The sequence below is a fragment of the Runella rosea genome (assembly GCF_003325355.1).
GTDB lineage: Bacteria > Bacteroidota > Bacteroidia > Cytophagales > Spirosomataceae > Runella > Runella rosea.
The window spans coordinates 3573388-3587361 of record NZ_CP030850.1 but is presented as its reverse complement, the minus strand read 5'-3'; the positions used below and the strand labels follow the sequence as shown (position 1 = coordinate 3587361).

10 protein-coding genes and 1 tRNA gene are annotated in these 13974 nt (G+C 46.9%); 8 read left to right on the top strand and 3 right to left on the bottom strand.

Features of this window, described 5'->3' with window-relative positions:
• Positions 1-165 precede the first annotated feature (165 nt).
• Positions 166-498 carry a hypothetical protein gene (locus DR864_RS15000; RefSeq protein ID WP_114067743.1) on the top strand — a complete coding sequence of 111 codons (333 nt, stop codon included), beginning with the start codon at positions 166-168 and terminating at the stop codon, positions 496-498.
• 67 nt (positions 499-565) lie between these two features.
• Here DR864_RS15000 and DR864_RS14995 read toward each other — a convergent pair whose 3' ends face one another.
• A complete protein-coding gene (locus tag DR864_RS14995; protein ID WP_114067742.1) occupies positions 566-1393 on the bottom strand; it encodes an alpha/beta hydrolase in 828 nt (275 codons plus the stop codon).
• Positions 1394-1510: 117 nt separating this feature from the next.
• Here DR864_RS14995 and DR864_RS14990 point away from each other — a divergent pair, with 117 nt between their 5' ends.
• The 3 genes from DR864_RS14990 (at position 1511) to DR864_RS14980 (ending at position 6021) form a co-directional block, all read left to right on the top strand.
• The gene (locus DR864_RS14990) at positions 1511-4300 is read left to right on the top strand and encodes a DUF1553 domain-containing protein (protein ID WP_114070297.1); all 2790 of its coding nucleotides are present in this window, start codon (positions 1511-1513) and stop codon (positions 4298-4300) included.
• Positions 4301-4403: 103 nt separating this feature from the next.
• Positions 4404-5801 (top strand): MBL fold metallo-hydrolase RNA specificity domain-containing protein, encoded by a 1398-nt coding sequence (locus DR864_RS14985; protein ID WP_114067741.1) that lies wholly within the window; start codon positions 4404-4406, stop codon positions 5799-5801.
• 138 nt (positions 5802-5939) lie between these two features.
• Positions 5940-6021: transfer RNA gene (locus DR864_RS14980), tRNA-Leu, on the top strand.
• A gap of 137 nt (positions 6022-6158) precedes the next feature.
• On the opposite strand, the gene DR864_RS30375 is transcribed toward DR864_RS14980, so the two are convergent.
• The gene (locus DR864_RS30375; protein WP_262510901.1) at positions 6159-6281 is read right to left on the bottom strand and encodes a hypothetical protein; all 123 of its coding nucleotides are present in this window, start codon (positions 6279-6281) and stop codon (positions 6159-6161) included.
• 176 nt (positions 6282-6457) lie between these two features.
• Between DR864_RS30375 and alaS the strand changes: the two genes are divergently transcribed.
• On the top strand, positions 6458-9115 hold the full coding sequence (gene alaS, locus DR864_RS14975; RefSeq protein ID WP_114070296.1) for an alanine--tRNA ligase: 2658 nt from the start codon (positions 6458-6460) through the stop codon (positions 9113-9115).
• A 330-nt stretch (positions 9116-9445) separates the two neighbouring features.
• Entirely contained in the window at positions 9446-10777 is a 1332-nt protein-coding gene (locus DR864_RS14970; RefSeq protein ID WP_162793849.1) for a PQQ-dependent sugar dehydrogenase, read from the top strand.
• A 16-nt stretch (positions 10778-10793) separates the two neighbouring features.
• Here DR864_RS14970 and DR864_RS14965 read toward each other — a convergent pair whose 3' ends face one another.
• Positions 10794-11645: a YjiK family protein gene (locus tag DR864_RS14965; protein WP_114067739.1), complete on the bottom strand. Its 852-nt coding sequence runs from the start codon at positions 11643-11645 to the stop codon at positions 10794-10796.
• A gap of 82 nt (positions 11646-11727) precedes the next feature.
• Here DR864_RS14965 and DR864_RS14960 point away from each other — a divergent pair, with 82 nt between their 5' ends.
• Positions 11728-12822, top strand: coding sequence for an AI-2E family transporter (locus tag DR864_RS14960; RefSeq protein WP_114067738.1), 1095 nt, complete (start codon positions 11728-11730; stop codon positions 12820-12822).
• Between the two features lie 69 nt (positions 12823-12891).
• On the top strand, positions 12892-13944 hold the full coding sequence (locus DR864_RS14955; RefSeq protein ID WP_114067737.1) for an SO2930 family diheme c-type cytochrome: 1053 nt from the start codon (positions 12892-12894) through the stop codon (positions 13942-13944).
• Positions 13945-13974: the final 30 nt, after the last annotated feature.

Genomic DNA, 13974 nt, shown 5'->3' with positions numbered 1-13974 from the left:
TGCTACCGAAATTGTGATTAAACTAGGTAGTTGGTAGTAATTTTGTTAAAATCAACTGAAAACTAGGGGATTATGCTATTAAAATAAGTGTAAACTAACTATTTTTGCGTAATTCCTTAGTACTTCGTAGATTACAGTACGTTTTATTCTCCTAAACTCAAAGTTATGCTTTACGTTCTTATCATTCTATTCAGTGCCATTGCACAATATTTTGGCCCTTGGTGGTTGATGCCTATTGTGTGTTTTGTGTTATGCTTGTGGAAAGCAGATGCTGCCTTAAAAGCTTTTGGAGTTGCTTTTTTTGCAGCGGCAACGTTATGGTTAGGTTACGCTTCTTATCAGCATTTTGCCAATGAAGGACTCATTGGCCAAAAAGTAGCCGACATTTTTAAAATTCCCAATGTGCTGGTTCTGGTAGTGATTACAACGCTGATTGGCGGAATTGTATCAGGTTTTGCGGGTATGGCAGGTTACTACTGCCGCCGAGCGCTGGCATAGACGGTTTTTACCTAAAAAAGCCCTGCTGATTGTTTTTGGCAGGGCTTTTTTATTGGTTTGATGATTGTCAAACATTTCTTTCCATCCAACCGAGCATATAGTTAAACACCTCCAACTTTCCTGGTTCATTATGAATTTCGTGGTACATTCCATCCCATTTTTTGTAGGTGATAGGACCGCTTACTCGATGCGCAAATGCCTCACTTGCGGGTTGAGAGGTTAATTTGTCCTCTGCGGCGTGCATCAATAAGGTTGGAACGGGCATTGCCCCCGAAAAACTGTTGAGAAAAGCGGCCGCTTCCAAAATGCCGATACTAGCCGATGCCGTTATCAAACCATGCACCAACGGGTCATTTTTATACGCTTCTACCACCGTTGGGTCTTTTGAGATATGCTCTTGAGCCAAGCCACTATCTTGACTGAATCCAGGAAAAACCGTGCGCATCAGTTTGCCCAACGTAATCAAAATGGGTTTAGGCTCAAACGCTAATTGTATCCACGGACCACTGACAATCAGCCCTTTCAGGACGGGCTTACGGCGTAATACATAGTTCAATGCCAAATTTCCGCCCATCGAATGCCCGTAAAGAAACAAAGGTGCGGGAGAGGTTTTAGAGGTGACAAATTCCAAAAAAGTCTCAATATCATCTAAATACGCGTCGTATTTGGGGGCATGTCCGCGTTTACCTTCCGATTTTCCGTGTCCTCGGTTGTCAAGGGCGTAAACAGAATACCCATTTTTGTTGAAAAATTCGGCTAGATGCGCATACCTGCCGCTGTGTTCTCCAAAACCGTGGATGAGGGCAATGACGCCCTTAGGGGTTTCGATGGGCCATGCCCGGGCAAACAGTGCAAGCCCGTCTTTTGCAATAAGGTTTTGGGTAATTTCGGTCATGGTTTAGGTTTTTGGATGAAAGATAAAGAAAAACCCAAAACCGCCGCTCCAAACGGGTAAGAAAAACCCATTTCTTGTCTTTATAAAAGGTAGTTTAATATGCAGCTTAAAATGGGAATGAAACCAAAATGGATATTTACGGGAGGGGTGGCAGTGATATTGCTGAGCTCATTTTCGTTTTTAGGAATGTTTGAACATCGGGTGGATTTCAACGACGAGGTGAAACCCATTTTGAATAAACATTGCATGGCATGTCATGGAGGTGTGAAGAAGGCGGGCGGGGTAAGTTTTTTGTTCGAACAGGATATGTACCAACCTGCTAAGTCGGGCAAGCCACCTGTGGTGGCGGGCGATGCCGATGATAGTGAAATGATGCGGCGTATTTTATTGCCCGAAGGGCACGAAGATAAAATGCCTAAAGACGGTCCGTCGTTGACGGAAGAAGAAATTGAGGTACTCACGAAATGGATTGATCAAGGTGCTCAATGGGGGAATCACTGGGCTTACAACCGCATCGAGCGTCCAGAGGTGCCCAAGATTGGCAGTTTTTGGGCGCGAATCGGCTTAACTAACGACGAAGAAACCCGTTGGGCCAAAAATGAAATTGACCATTTTGTTCTTGAAAAACTACGAGAGCAAGGCCTTAAACCTGCCCCCGAAGCCGACCGCGCCACGCTCATTCGGCGGGTAAGCCTCGACCTGACAGGCCTCCCACCTACAGATGCACAGGTGCAACAATTTCTTCGTGATACATCGCCCAAAGCTTACGAAACGCTCGTCGATTCGCTGTTGGCTTCGTCGGCTTACGGAGAACGTTGGGCGGGTACATGGTTGGATTTGGCGCGCTATGCAGATACCAAAGGCTACGAACGCGACCCTGGACGCAGCATCTGGCGCTATCGCGATTGGCTTATCAAAGCCTATAACGAAGATAAACCCTACGACCGATTTGTCACTGAACAGTTGGCGGGAGATTTGTTGCCCAACGCGACGGACGATAACCTCATTGCCACTGGATTTCACCGCAATACCATGACCAATGATGAGGGCGGTACGCAGGACGAAGAGTTTCGCGTTGCGGCGGTCATCGACCGGGTAAATACCACTTGGGATGTTTTTCAGGGAACTACTTTTAGTTGTGTGCAATGCCATAGCCATCCTTACGACCCGTTTAGGCACGAAGAATATTACAAATACATGGCGTTTTTTAATAATTCTCGTGATGAAGACGTCACCAGCGAAACACCTACGTTGCGTTTTTATAAGAACGAAGATTCACTGAAAATTGCGAAAGTAGAAAGTTGGATTCAACAAAATACCTCCAAAAATGGGACAAATGCGATGAACCTTGCTGAGTTTCGGCAGTTTGTACGCATCATGGAGCCTAAGGTTAATTCCCACGATTTTGACCAACATGTCAATGCGTCGTTGCTGGATGCCAAATATTTTGGTATTCAGGACAATGGTTCAGCGCGCTGGCAGAATGTGACGCTGACGGGCAAACGTCGCCTTTTGATAGCCATTGGGACCAACGCCGAAAATGCGTTGTTAGAACTGCATCAGGATAGTTTGCGGGGCAAAATAGTAGCATCGTTGGCGGTTCCCAAGACGGGAGGCGCAGGTCGAGATACCGTCATAATTTTGCCAGTATTGCCCGATGCTGGAAAAAGGACGCTTTACTGGACGCTCAAAAGCACCAAAACACCCAAAGAATGGGTGCAGATTAAATGGGCGACGTTTCAGCAAGCGCTACCAGGAAGTGACCAACCCGCATTTGCCGAAATTGAAAAAGAATACGCCCAAATCTTGACGGGTAATGTCGAAAACACACCTATTATGTACGATGGTCACGGGGACTTGGCCCGTCAAACCCACGTGTTTGTTCGCGGAAATTGGACCGTAAAAGGAGACAAAGTTCAGCCTGATGTACCAGGTATTTTTAAAGCAACGGGCGCAGAAAACGATACGCGGCAACCAAAATCAACCAACCGTTTGGGTTTGGCCCAGTGGATGACCTCACGCAACCACCCGCTGACGGCCCGCGTAGCCGTAAATCGTTTGTGGGAACAGTTGTTTGGAACGGGTATCGTAGAAACGGTAGAAGATTTTGGCTCTCAGGGTATTGCCCCTACGCATCAATCGTTGCTTGATTGGCTTTCGGTAGAACTTATGGAAACGCAGCAGTGGAGTATTAAGAAGATGTTGAAAAAAATCGTGCTGTCGGCCACCTATCGTCAAAGCTCGGCGGTGACACCCGAAAAATTAGAAAAAGACCCCTACAACAAATGGCTGTCGCGCGGGGCACGGGTCCGCCTGACGGCCGAGCAGGTACGCGATCAAATGCTGGCTGTCAGTGGATTATTGTCCCGAAAAATGTACGGAAAAAGCGTAATGCCTTTGCAGCCTGATAATATCTGGCTGTCGCCCTATGACGGAGCCAAGTGGCAACTCAGCGCGGGCGAAGATCGCTACCGACGCGCCTTGTATATTTATTGGAAACGCACCGCACCGTATCCCTCTATGGTGACCTTCGATGCGCCGAGCCGAGAGTTTTGTCAAGTACGACGTTTACGGACCAATACGCCTTTGCAAGCCTTGGTGACGCTCAATGACCCCGTGTATCTGGAAGTGGCGCATTGCTTTTCTGAGACGATTGCGGCGCAATATTCCCAGCCTCAGCAGCAGATTCGGGAGGCTTATCGCCGCCTGACGTACCGTACCATTTCGCCCAAACGCTTACAGGTGTTGACGAAGTTGTATCAAAAATCACTGGCCGAATACCGCAAGAACCCCGAAGGGGCAAAGAAACTCCTGGCCAACGAACCCAATGCGAGACCAGAACTCGCCGCCCTAGCCGTAACCACCAACGCCATGCTTAATTTGGATGAGGTCGTAACGAAAGAATAGACGATTTGCCTTCTTACGTCATGTTTCCTACTTCTTATTTCAGTCCTCAAAGTATTCTTTGTAAAATTTTAGTATACTTGAAGGATAAACGATTCCGAAACAGATGAAAATAAACTTCTATGGTGCAGCACGCCGTGTAACGGGTACTAAGCACCTGATTACGACCGAACAGGGAACGAAAATTTTGCTTGATTGTGGGCTTTTTCAGGGCATAAACACCCAAGACCTCAATCAAAACCTTGGTTTTAGTGCCAAAGATATTGATGTTGTCATTCTTTCTCATGCTCACATTGACCACGCTGGGTTGCTGCCTCGTTTGGTCCGTCAGGGATACCGTGGGCCTATTTACTGCACTCCGCCTACCGCCGACTTGTGCAATATTATGCTGCTCGACAGTGCGTTTATTCAACAAAAAGACCTCGAACGCATCAACGAGCGTCGTCGCCGTAAAGGGGATGCTGTACTGGAGTTACTTTACGACGAAAACGATGTGCGCCAAACGCTTGAATTATTTGTTACCGTGGGATACCACGAAGATTTTTGGCTCAATCGTGATGAAGTAAAAGTCCGATTTACCGATACGGGCCACATCTTAGGCAGTGCGGCGGTACATTTGACGATTAAGGAGCAAGGTGTTGAAAAACAAGTAACTTTTTCGGGAGATGTGGGTCGTCCGAATGATAAAATTTTGCGAAGCCCCGAACCCTTTCCGCAGGCACAGGTGATTATTTGTGAATCCACCTACGGGAACCGGGTCCACGAGCCCGAGCCCGACATGAAGGCGCATTTGCTGCGTATTGTGCGCGATACCTGTGTAACGCGTGGGGGTAAACTTATCATTCCCGCTTTTGCCGTCGACCGTACGCAGGAGCTAATTTATGCGCTTGACCAACTTGAAAATGAAGGATTGCTGCCGCGGCTCAAAGTGTTTATTGATAGTCCGTTGGCCATAAAAGCGACCTCTATCATGCGAAAGCACGACGAATATTTTAACCCCGATATTGTGGAATACATCGAAAAAGACGGCGATGCGTTCAATTTTCCTAATTTACACTACATATCGGATGTGGAACAATCCAAGGCCATTAACAACCTTAAAGAGCCTTGTGTGATTATTTCAGCCTCGGGCATGGCCGAAGCGGGGCGTATCAAACACCACATTAAAAATAATATTCTTGACCCCGACAGCACTATTTTGCTGGTAGGGTATTGCTCGCCCGATAGCCTCGGTGCTGCGCTTAAACGTGGCCAACCAGAGGTGAAAATATTTGGAGAAACCTACCAAGTACGAGCACGGGTGGAGGTAATGGATTCATTCTCAGCCCATGCTGACTATACCGAACTCATTCAGTTTTTGAAATGCCAAGACCCTACACAGGTAAAAGCGCTATTTTTGGTTCATGGCGAATACGAAAATCAAGTAGAATTTAAGGCGCGACTTGAAGCCGAAGGATTCCGAAATGTTGAAATTCCCGCGCAGGGAGAAGGCTTCTTTCTGTAAATAACCATAGGGGCAGGCCTCGATACGGCTTTGGTAGGCGCGAGGCCTGCCCCTACGATTGTAGGTTTTAATAAAAAACACTCCCTGAATGTTGCGAAAATGGGGAAGTAGCGTTTACTTTGCAGCATCAAAACAACCGGCGAAGTGGTGGAATTGGTAGACACGCACGTTTCAGGTGCGTGTGCCTTCGGGTATGCGAGTTCGAGTCTCGCCTTCGTCACTTTTGTAAACGCCTGTAAGTCAGTGATTTACGGGCGTTTTTTATGGGAAAAATAGCAGTGTGGCAAAAATGTGGCAGGACTTCGCCCAAACCAACAACATTCACCCAATAAAAATGGCACTGCCTTTCAAAGAAGTCTACCTTCGGCGTTTCGCCGCCGCTTCACTTTCAAAAAATGGTTTGAACGAAAAGTAGAGGGTTTCAACAAACAGCTCAATCCCGTATTCCTGCACGCCAAAAAGCTCATAGTCTTCTGTCATAGTGGTTGTGTGTATTCTCCACAAGTTCATCAAAATCAAATCATAATCAGAAAGCTACGGCATTTTTCCGTAATTTTGCCCCTCCAAAAAAGACACTAAACGTTCAACACTGGATTTTAGGCTATTTCAGTGTTTTTGGTCAAATGTCAAACATTAAATTTCAAATGTCAGTAAGAATGACTTCCCACGAAATCCGTCAAGCGTTTTTAGACTTTTTTAAAAGTAAAGGCCACCTCATTGTGCCCTCGGCACCGCTTGTGGCAAAAAATGACCCCACACTCATGTTCAATAACTCGGGCATGGCGCAGTTTAAAGATTTCTTTTTGGGCAACGGCACGCCACCAAGTAAGCGTATCGCCGACACCCAGAAATGTCTGCGCGTGAGTGGCAAACACAACGACCTCGAAGATGTGGGTTTTGATACCTATCACCATACGATGTTTGAGATGCTAGGCAACTGGTCGTTTGGCGATTATTTCAAAAAAGAAGCCCTTGCGTGGTCGTGGGAATTGCTCACCGAAGTTTATAAACTCCCCAAAGAGCGCATTTACGTATCGGTTTTTAAAGGCGACGAAAAAGACGGCGTTCCTTTTGACCAAGAAGCCTGGGATATTTGGAAAGAAATGGTGGGCGAAGACCGCATCATTTTAGGTAATAAAAAAGACAATTTCTGGGAAATGGGCGATACAGGCCCCTGCGGCCCCTGCTCAGAAATCCACATTGACCTCCGCGACCAAGCCGAAGTAGATGCCAAGTCGGGCAAAGAACTCGTCAACGCCGACCACCCGCAAGTAGTGGAAATTTGGAACAACGTGTTTATGCAGTTTGAGCGCAAAGCCGACGGTTCATTGATTTCGTTACCTTCCAAACACGTTGATACTGGCATGGGCTTTGAACGCCTTTGCATGGCTATTCAGGGCAAAAAATCAAACTACGACACCGATATTTTCCAAAATACCATTCAGGTCATTGAGAAAATGTGCGGTAAAAAATACGGCGTAAACGGCACGCTCAACACGACCGATTATACCGACATCGCTATGCGTGTCATTGCCGACCACCTGCGCGCCGTGAGCTTTGCCATTGCCGATGGGCAGTTGCCTTCCAACGCCAAAGCGGGCTACGTCATTCGTCGTATTCTGCGTCGGGCTATTCGCTATGGTTATTCGTATTTGGGCTTCACTGAGCCGTTTATGAGTCAGTTGGTACCAGTACTAGCCGAGCAGTTCAAGGATGTTTTTCCCGAACTCAAAGCACAGGAAGACTTCGTAACCCGCGTGGTAAATGAAGAAGAAAAAAGCTTTTTGCGTACGTTGGAAGCGGGTATCAAACGTTTTGAAATCATCAGCGCACAAACGCCAGCGGGAGGAATCATCAACGGGGAAACTGTTTTTGAATTATCCGACACCTTTGGTTTTCCAGTGGATTTAACGGCTCTGTTGGCCAAAGAAAAAGGTTATAAAATCGACGAAGCTGGCTACGAAAAAGCGTTGGCCGAACAAAAAAATCGCAGCCGTCAGGACGCAGCTAAGGAGGCCACCGACTGGGTAGAAGTGAGTGAGGGCGGCGATTTCGAGTTTCTGGGCTACGATACCCTTGAAGCCAACGCTCAAATCGTGAAATACCGCAAAGTGAAAACCAAAGCGGGCGAAGAATATCACATCGTGCTGGACCGCACGCCATTTTATGCCGAAATGGGAGGACAAGTGGGCGATAGTGGTGAATTAGTAATGAGCAGCAAAGGGCAAGAAATAAAAATAAAGATCGTAGACACCAAGAAAGAAAACGATTTATTTATCCATGTTTCTAGGGATAAAAATCTGGATGAAATCCTCCTTACGCCCGACTACTCGCTCCTCGCTTCTGTAGACGCTCACCGCCGTCAGAACATCATGCGTAACCACACCGCTACGCACTTGATGCTAGCAGGTTTGCGGAAAGTGTTGGGTACGCACATCGTGCAAAAAGGTTCGTATCAAAACGACGAAGTAACGCGTTTTGACTTCTCGCACTTCGCCAAAGTAACCGACGAGGAATTAAAGCAAGTAGAAGACATTGTAAACGCTAAGATTCGCGCCAACATTGTCCAAAAAACCTACGTCAACGTACCCATTGATGAAGCCATCAAAAAAGGCGCAACGGCTACATTTGGCGAAAAATACGGCGATTTTGTCCGCGTCGTAGAGTTTGACCCGCAGTTTTCGGTCGAGCTTTGCGGAGGTACTCACGTGCCTTCTACGGGCGAGATTGCACTTTTTAAGTTCACCTCCGAAGGCTCTGTATCGGCAGGTGTACGCCGCGTGGAGGCCGTAACGGGTGAAAAAGCAATGGAAATCATCAGCCGTCAGGCAGATGTTATCAGCCAATTGGAAGAACTGTTCAAAGGCCAAAAAGACGTGGTGAAAGCCGTAGAAAACTTGCTTTCGGAGAAGGCCACGTTGCTCAAACGCATTGAAGCCCTTGAAAACGAAAAGTTGCAACAAACCAAACAAGGTTTATTGGCTCAGGCAGAAACTAAAGGTGAAATTTCGGTCATCATTGCGCGGGTAGACGTTGCCAACGCGGATGCACTCAAATCGTTGGCGTACCAACTGAAGGAGTCGTTAAGTACCTGTTTCATTGTATTGGGAACCGTACTGAACGGCAAGCCACAATTGGCCGTGATGCTTTCGGAAGATTTGGTAGCGCAGGGCAAACATGCCGGCAACATCGTCAAAGACCTCGCCAAAGAAGTCAAAGGCGGCGGCGGCGGACAGCCTTTCTTTGCCACTGCTGGCGGCTCGGATGTAAGCGGACTTGATGCGGCATTAGCAAAGGCAAAGACGATTCTATAGCCTGAACATATTATTTATATAGGTCTGTTTGAAGATCCTGAAATCCCTGACTAAAAAGTCGGGGATTTTTTGTTTTAAAGCATAATCAAACTACTAATGGCCAGTCGGATAAAGGTATATTTCATGCGACCTGACAAATTACTTTAGAGGTATATTTTATATTATCCAAAGACTTTATTGTTTAGAATTATTTTTCAACCTTACTTGAAGCATTTTACATATAAATACACTTAAAGACAGAATCTTACCAGCATTACATTTAAACAAAGAGTAATAAATATGCGCGCTATCAATCGACATATTGTCTGTCTAGCTATTATATTAACCGCGGTGAAAATATACGCACAGTCTCCTGTTCTTTCGCTTGAAATATACCAAACAGGCTTGGTCCGCCCGACCAATATTCAATCGGCGGGTGATAGCAGGCTTTTTGTTTCTGAAATCGGCGGGAAAATAAAAATCATTCAAAACAACAGTATTCTGCCGACGCCTTTTTTAGACATTAGTTCCAAGGTCGAGGACCCCCAATGGGCGGGCATCAACAGTTTTGCTTTTCATCCTAATTATGCACAAAACGGCCGTTTTTATGTACTCTACATTCGAAAACCCGATAACGTTGTTCAACTCTCACAATTCCGAAAAAGTGCCGGTAACGCTAATCTAGCCGATACCACTGAAACGCGTTTACTTACCATCCCACACGTACTGAACATAGGCCACCGTGGCGGAGCAATCAGTTTTGGAGCCGATGGCTATTTATACATTGCTACGGGTGATGATGCCGATGGCGGCAGAAACATCGTGGGCGACCCGCTCAACAATGCTCAAAACCTAGCCAAACTTTTCGGGAAGGTTCTGCGTATTGACGTCAACGCTAACAATAACACCTACGCCATTCCACCTTCTAACCCCTACCAAATGCCCAACGACGGCATTCGGGACGAAATCTGGGCGCGTGGCCTTCGAAACCCTTGGCGCATGAGCTTCGACCGCTCAACGGGAGATTTATGGATTGGCGACAATGGACAAGATGGCTGGGAGGAAATTGATTTTTTAGCCAAGAACGCCCCCAGTGGGGCTAACTTCGGATGGCGGTGTTATGAAGGCAACCATCGGTATGTTCAAACCGTATGCGAAGATTCTATCACGATGACTTTTCCCATCCACGAATACGCGGGTTTCACCAATAATAACGGCGCTGGGCGGTCAGTGATTGGCGGTTTTGTATATCGCGGTCAACAGTTTCCCGCCATGTACGGTCACTACATCTACGCCGATTATATCTCAGGAAATTTTTGGGCTTTACGCCGCAATCCCAACGGCAGCTACCAAAATGTGGCGCAATCCACCACACTTTCTAGCCCCGTTACTTTTGGGGAAGATTGGCAGGGGGAGTTATATACGGCTTCGTTCTCAAACGGAAACATCTATAAAATAAAAGCCCAATCCTGCCCTTCTTCTCTTACTTTGACCTCTTTTGACCCAATAACGAGCAACAATACATTCAACGCTGGCAATTCAATCAATGCAACCAATTCAATTGCAAATGCCGTAAATGTCACGTACACAGCTGGTAATTCGATTGAATTGAAACCTGGATTTACGACCGCGCAGGGCAGTATTTTTAACGCAAAAATCAGTACTTGTCCAACCTCCCCTTAAGGATGCGGGATGCGTTTCAAAGTCTTTTTTTACTCCCCAAAAACATCTCGCCTTTCTGCTCATTGGTCAGGATAAAATCTTCGTTGTTAATAAAGACAATGGCCTCGGTTTGTCCTTGGGCAAACTTTAAGCAGTACAATGGCTTCCGGAAATTCATGCCTTGGCTCACGTCAAAAAATAAGAGTTTTCCGTAGGTTAGTAGCACCAGTGTTTTTCCGTCGGGACTTACATCAGCCGCTGTCACCATGGCTTTGCTGTACACGCTGTCGATGGGCGCAACTTTGTAAGTGCCTGCGCTATCGGGTACAGCGTACATCCTTACGTTGCGGTTAGTCGTACTGCGGTTTTTAGAGAACAAATACAATTTATTTTGGTGCCAAACGGTAGCCTCGCAATCAAAATTTTGCTCAGCCGAAGGCGGTGGAAATGCTTTTTGGTCGGCATAAGCCACGCGGATGGCCTCATATTTATTCAACTCATTGGGGTTAATTTTGTGGATTACAAGGTCTCTACGTTGGTTGGCATTATTGCCCAAATCAGCGATATAGAGATTCCCTTTGGTATCCTGTGCCAAATCTTCCCAGTCGATATTCTTAAACTGGGGCAATTTTAGCACCGTTTTCACCTTCCCTTCGTCGTTTACTTCGTAGAGCTCAGCGGGATTATCCCCGTCATTGTGGGTCCAAAAAGTCCGAGCTTCTCGGCCCAATGCTAAGCCCGAGGTTTCCCGAAGGTCGGGAGGAAGCTGGCCGATTTTGACCATTTCATAGACGCTTTTCCCATTGACAAATCCAACATTTTTTTTCTCATTATGACAGTCACACAAAGCCACTCGCAGCGTAAAAGCCCACCAAATCAGTTTATGCATAATAAAATTTCGATTTTTTGGTTGTTTCGTCTGGTTTATTCCTAAATTTTCGTGCCATTTGGCTTTTACACCTTCTTAAAACATGCAAAAGTCGTTTCCATTTTCCGTTCGCCTCGCTGGGTGGTTGCTCTCGGGCGTTATCATCGTTTACATTCTTTACGTACTCCGAGAGACTTTGGTTCCCCTTACATTCTCGGTCCTTTTTGCGGTGTTGTTGTACCCTATTTGCGCCTTACTGGAACGCTGGCGTATTCCGCGTATTGCGGCGATTTCCTTTAGTTTAATCTTGTTCTTTGCAGTTTTGGTCGGCTTAATATACGTCGCGTCTGTTCAAATCATCAGTTTTGGAGAGGAATTACCGCGTTTGGAGAAAAAAGCCAATTTCTGGATTGACCAAGGGCAAGACTTCTTGTCGGACAACTTTGGCATGAGCCGCCGCAAGCAACTCACCGAAGGCCGCAAGTATCTGACCGAAGCCCTCAAAAACAGTGCGTCCACGTTAACAGGCGCCGTGGCTACCACTACTGGCACGCTTGCATCGGCGGCGTTGGTGCCCTTGTTTGTCTTCTTTTTCCTGTTGTACCGTGATTTTTTTCGACGATTTTTCTACAAGGCATTCAACAGCCGCCACAAACGCCGCGTCGATCAGGCCATTCGGCGAATTTATGAGGTCGTACAGGGCTACTTGGTTGGCTTAGTTTCAGTGATTTTGATTGTGGGCGTCATGAACTCGGCTGGGTTGTTGCTTTTAGGCGTACCACACGCAATCTTCTTCGGTTTTTTTGCCTCTTGCTTATTACTCATTCCTTACATTGGGCTAATGATTGGCTCGCTGCTACCAGCGCTGATGGCGTTGGTAGCGCTCGATTCCCCGATGTATGCGTTGGGCGTTTTAGGTGTTTTTGGGGTAATCCAGATTTTAGAAGGCAATTTTATAACGCCTTACATCGTGGGTTCTAAGGTCAGCGTCAACCCCTTAGCGGCCATGATTGTATTGATTTTAGGCGGGCAATTGTGGGGAGTCTCTGGCTTGATATTGGCCCTGCCGATGACTGCCATTTTGAAAGTAATATTTGATTCGGTCGATGCCCTCAAACCTTTCGGGTATTTGCTCGGAGAAGCTGAAGACGGTAAGCCCGTCAAACTCCCGATTCCGCCTTCAATGCTCGAGGAATAAGTGGTAAGGAGTCAGAGGTAGGATGTAAGAAGTCGTCATTCGCCATCATTCAAAATTCGTTATTCAACAATGAAACTGTTTTCGTTTGCCTTTTTTGTCTTGTCAATTGCCATTACTTTTTCATTTCGAAAAACACCCCCTTTGAAGGATAGCACCACTTTTGCCCCTAAAGAGAATCTTTCGGAATACGGATTTTTTCAAGGCAAAATCGCCGACCAACTTCCCGCCGAAGGGGTTGTGCCTTACCAACTTAATACGCCGCTGTTTTCTGACTATGCCGAAAAATTGCGATTCGTAAAACTTCCTGCGGGCACAACCGTAGCCTATAATGCTGACGGTGTACTCGACTTTCCCGTCGGAACCACCATCATTAAGACCTTTTATTATCCCAACGACTTTCGCAACCCCGCCGCAGGGCGGCGCATCATGGAAACCCGGTTGTTAATTCACGAAGAATCGGGTTGGAAAGCACTGGAATACGTTTGGAATGATGACCAAACCGACGCTTACCTCGAAGTAGCTGGAGAAACCAAAGAAGTGAGCTGGATTCATTCTGATGGCAAAAAACGCACGATTCAGTACGCCATGCCCAACCTCAATCAGTGCAAAGGCTGCCATAATCAAAATGAAAAAATGCAGCCCATCGGGCCGTCGGCAAGGCAATTGAATGGTGATTTTGAATACGGCGAAAAAGAAAACCAATTGGTTCATTGGCAAAAAACAGGGCTTTTGACGGGACTTCCTGCCCTGGCCCAAGTGCCCAAAGCGCCCGTCTGGAACGACCCCGCCAGCGGCTCCTTAGAGGCGCGCGCCCGAGCGTGGCTGGACATTAACTGTGCGCACTGCCACCGAAACGAAGGCCCCGCCAAAACCTCGGGCCTGATGTTAAATTACGACGAAACCGATCTAACAAAATTGGGCATAATGAAAGCGCCTGTAGCCGCAGGCAGAGGCTCTGGCGGACGACAATACAGCATCGTACCCGGCCAACCCGAAAAATCCATTTTACTGTACCGAATGGAATCCACTGACCCTGGCGAAATGATGCCCGAACTGGGCCGAAAAACTACCCACACCGAAGGCGTAGCGCTGGTGAGGGAGTGGATCAGGTCGTTGAAGTGAGTTGGTTGTAATTTTGGGAAACTTACCCAC

What these genes read in the sequence shown, in the direction of transcription:
- DR864_RS15000 (WP_114067743.1), top strand. Translation starts at nt 166, where the DNA reads ATGCTTTACGTTCTTATCATTCTATTCAGTGCCATTGCACAATATTTT.
- DR864_RS14995 (WP_114067742.1), bottom strand. Translation starts at nt 1,393, where the DNA reads ATGACCGAAATTACCCAAAACCTTATTGCAAAAGACGGGCTTGCACTG.
- DR864_RS14990 (WP_114070297.1), top strand. Translation starts at nt 1,511, where the DNA reads ATGAAACCAAAATGGATATTTACGGGAGGGGTGGCAGTGATATTGCTG.
- DR864_RS14985 (WP_114067741.1), top strand. Translation starts at nt 4,404, where the DNA reads ATGAAAATAAACTTCTATGGTGCAGCACGCCGTGTAACGGGTACTAAG.
- DR864_RS30375 (WP_262510901.1), bottom strand. Translation starts at nt 6,281, where the DNA reads ATGACAGAAGACTATGAGCTTTTTGGCGTGCAGGAATACGGGATTGAG.
- alaS (WP_114070296.1), top strand. Translation starts at nt 6,458, where the DNA reads ATGACTTCCCACGAAATCCGTCAAGCGTTTTTAGACTTTTTTAAAAGT.
- DR864_RS14965 (WP_114067739.1), bottom strand. Translation starts at nt 11,645, where the DNA reads ATGCATAAACTGATTTGGTGGGCTTTTACGCTGCGAGTGGCTTTGTGT.
- DR864_RS14960 (WP_114067738.1), top strand. Translation starts at nt 11,728, where the DNA reads ATGCAAAAGTCGTTTCCATTTTCCGTTCGCCTCGCTGGGTGGTTGCTC.
- DR864_RS14955 (WP_114067737.1), top strand. Translation starts at nt 12,892, where the DNA reads ATGAAACTGTTTTCGTTTGCCTTTTTTGTCTTGTCAATTGCCATTACT.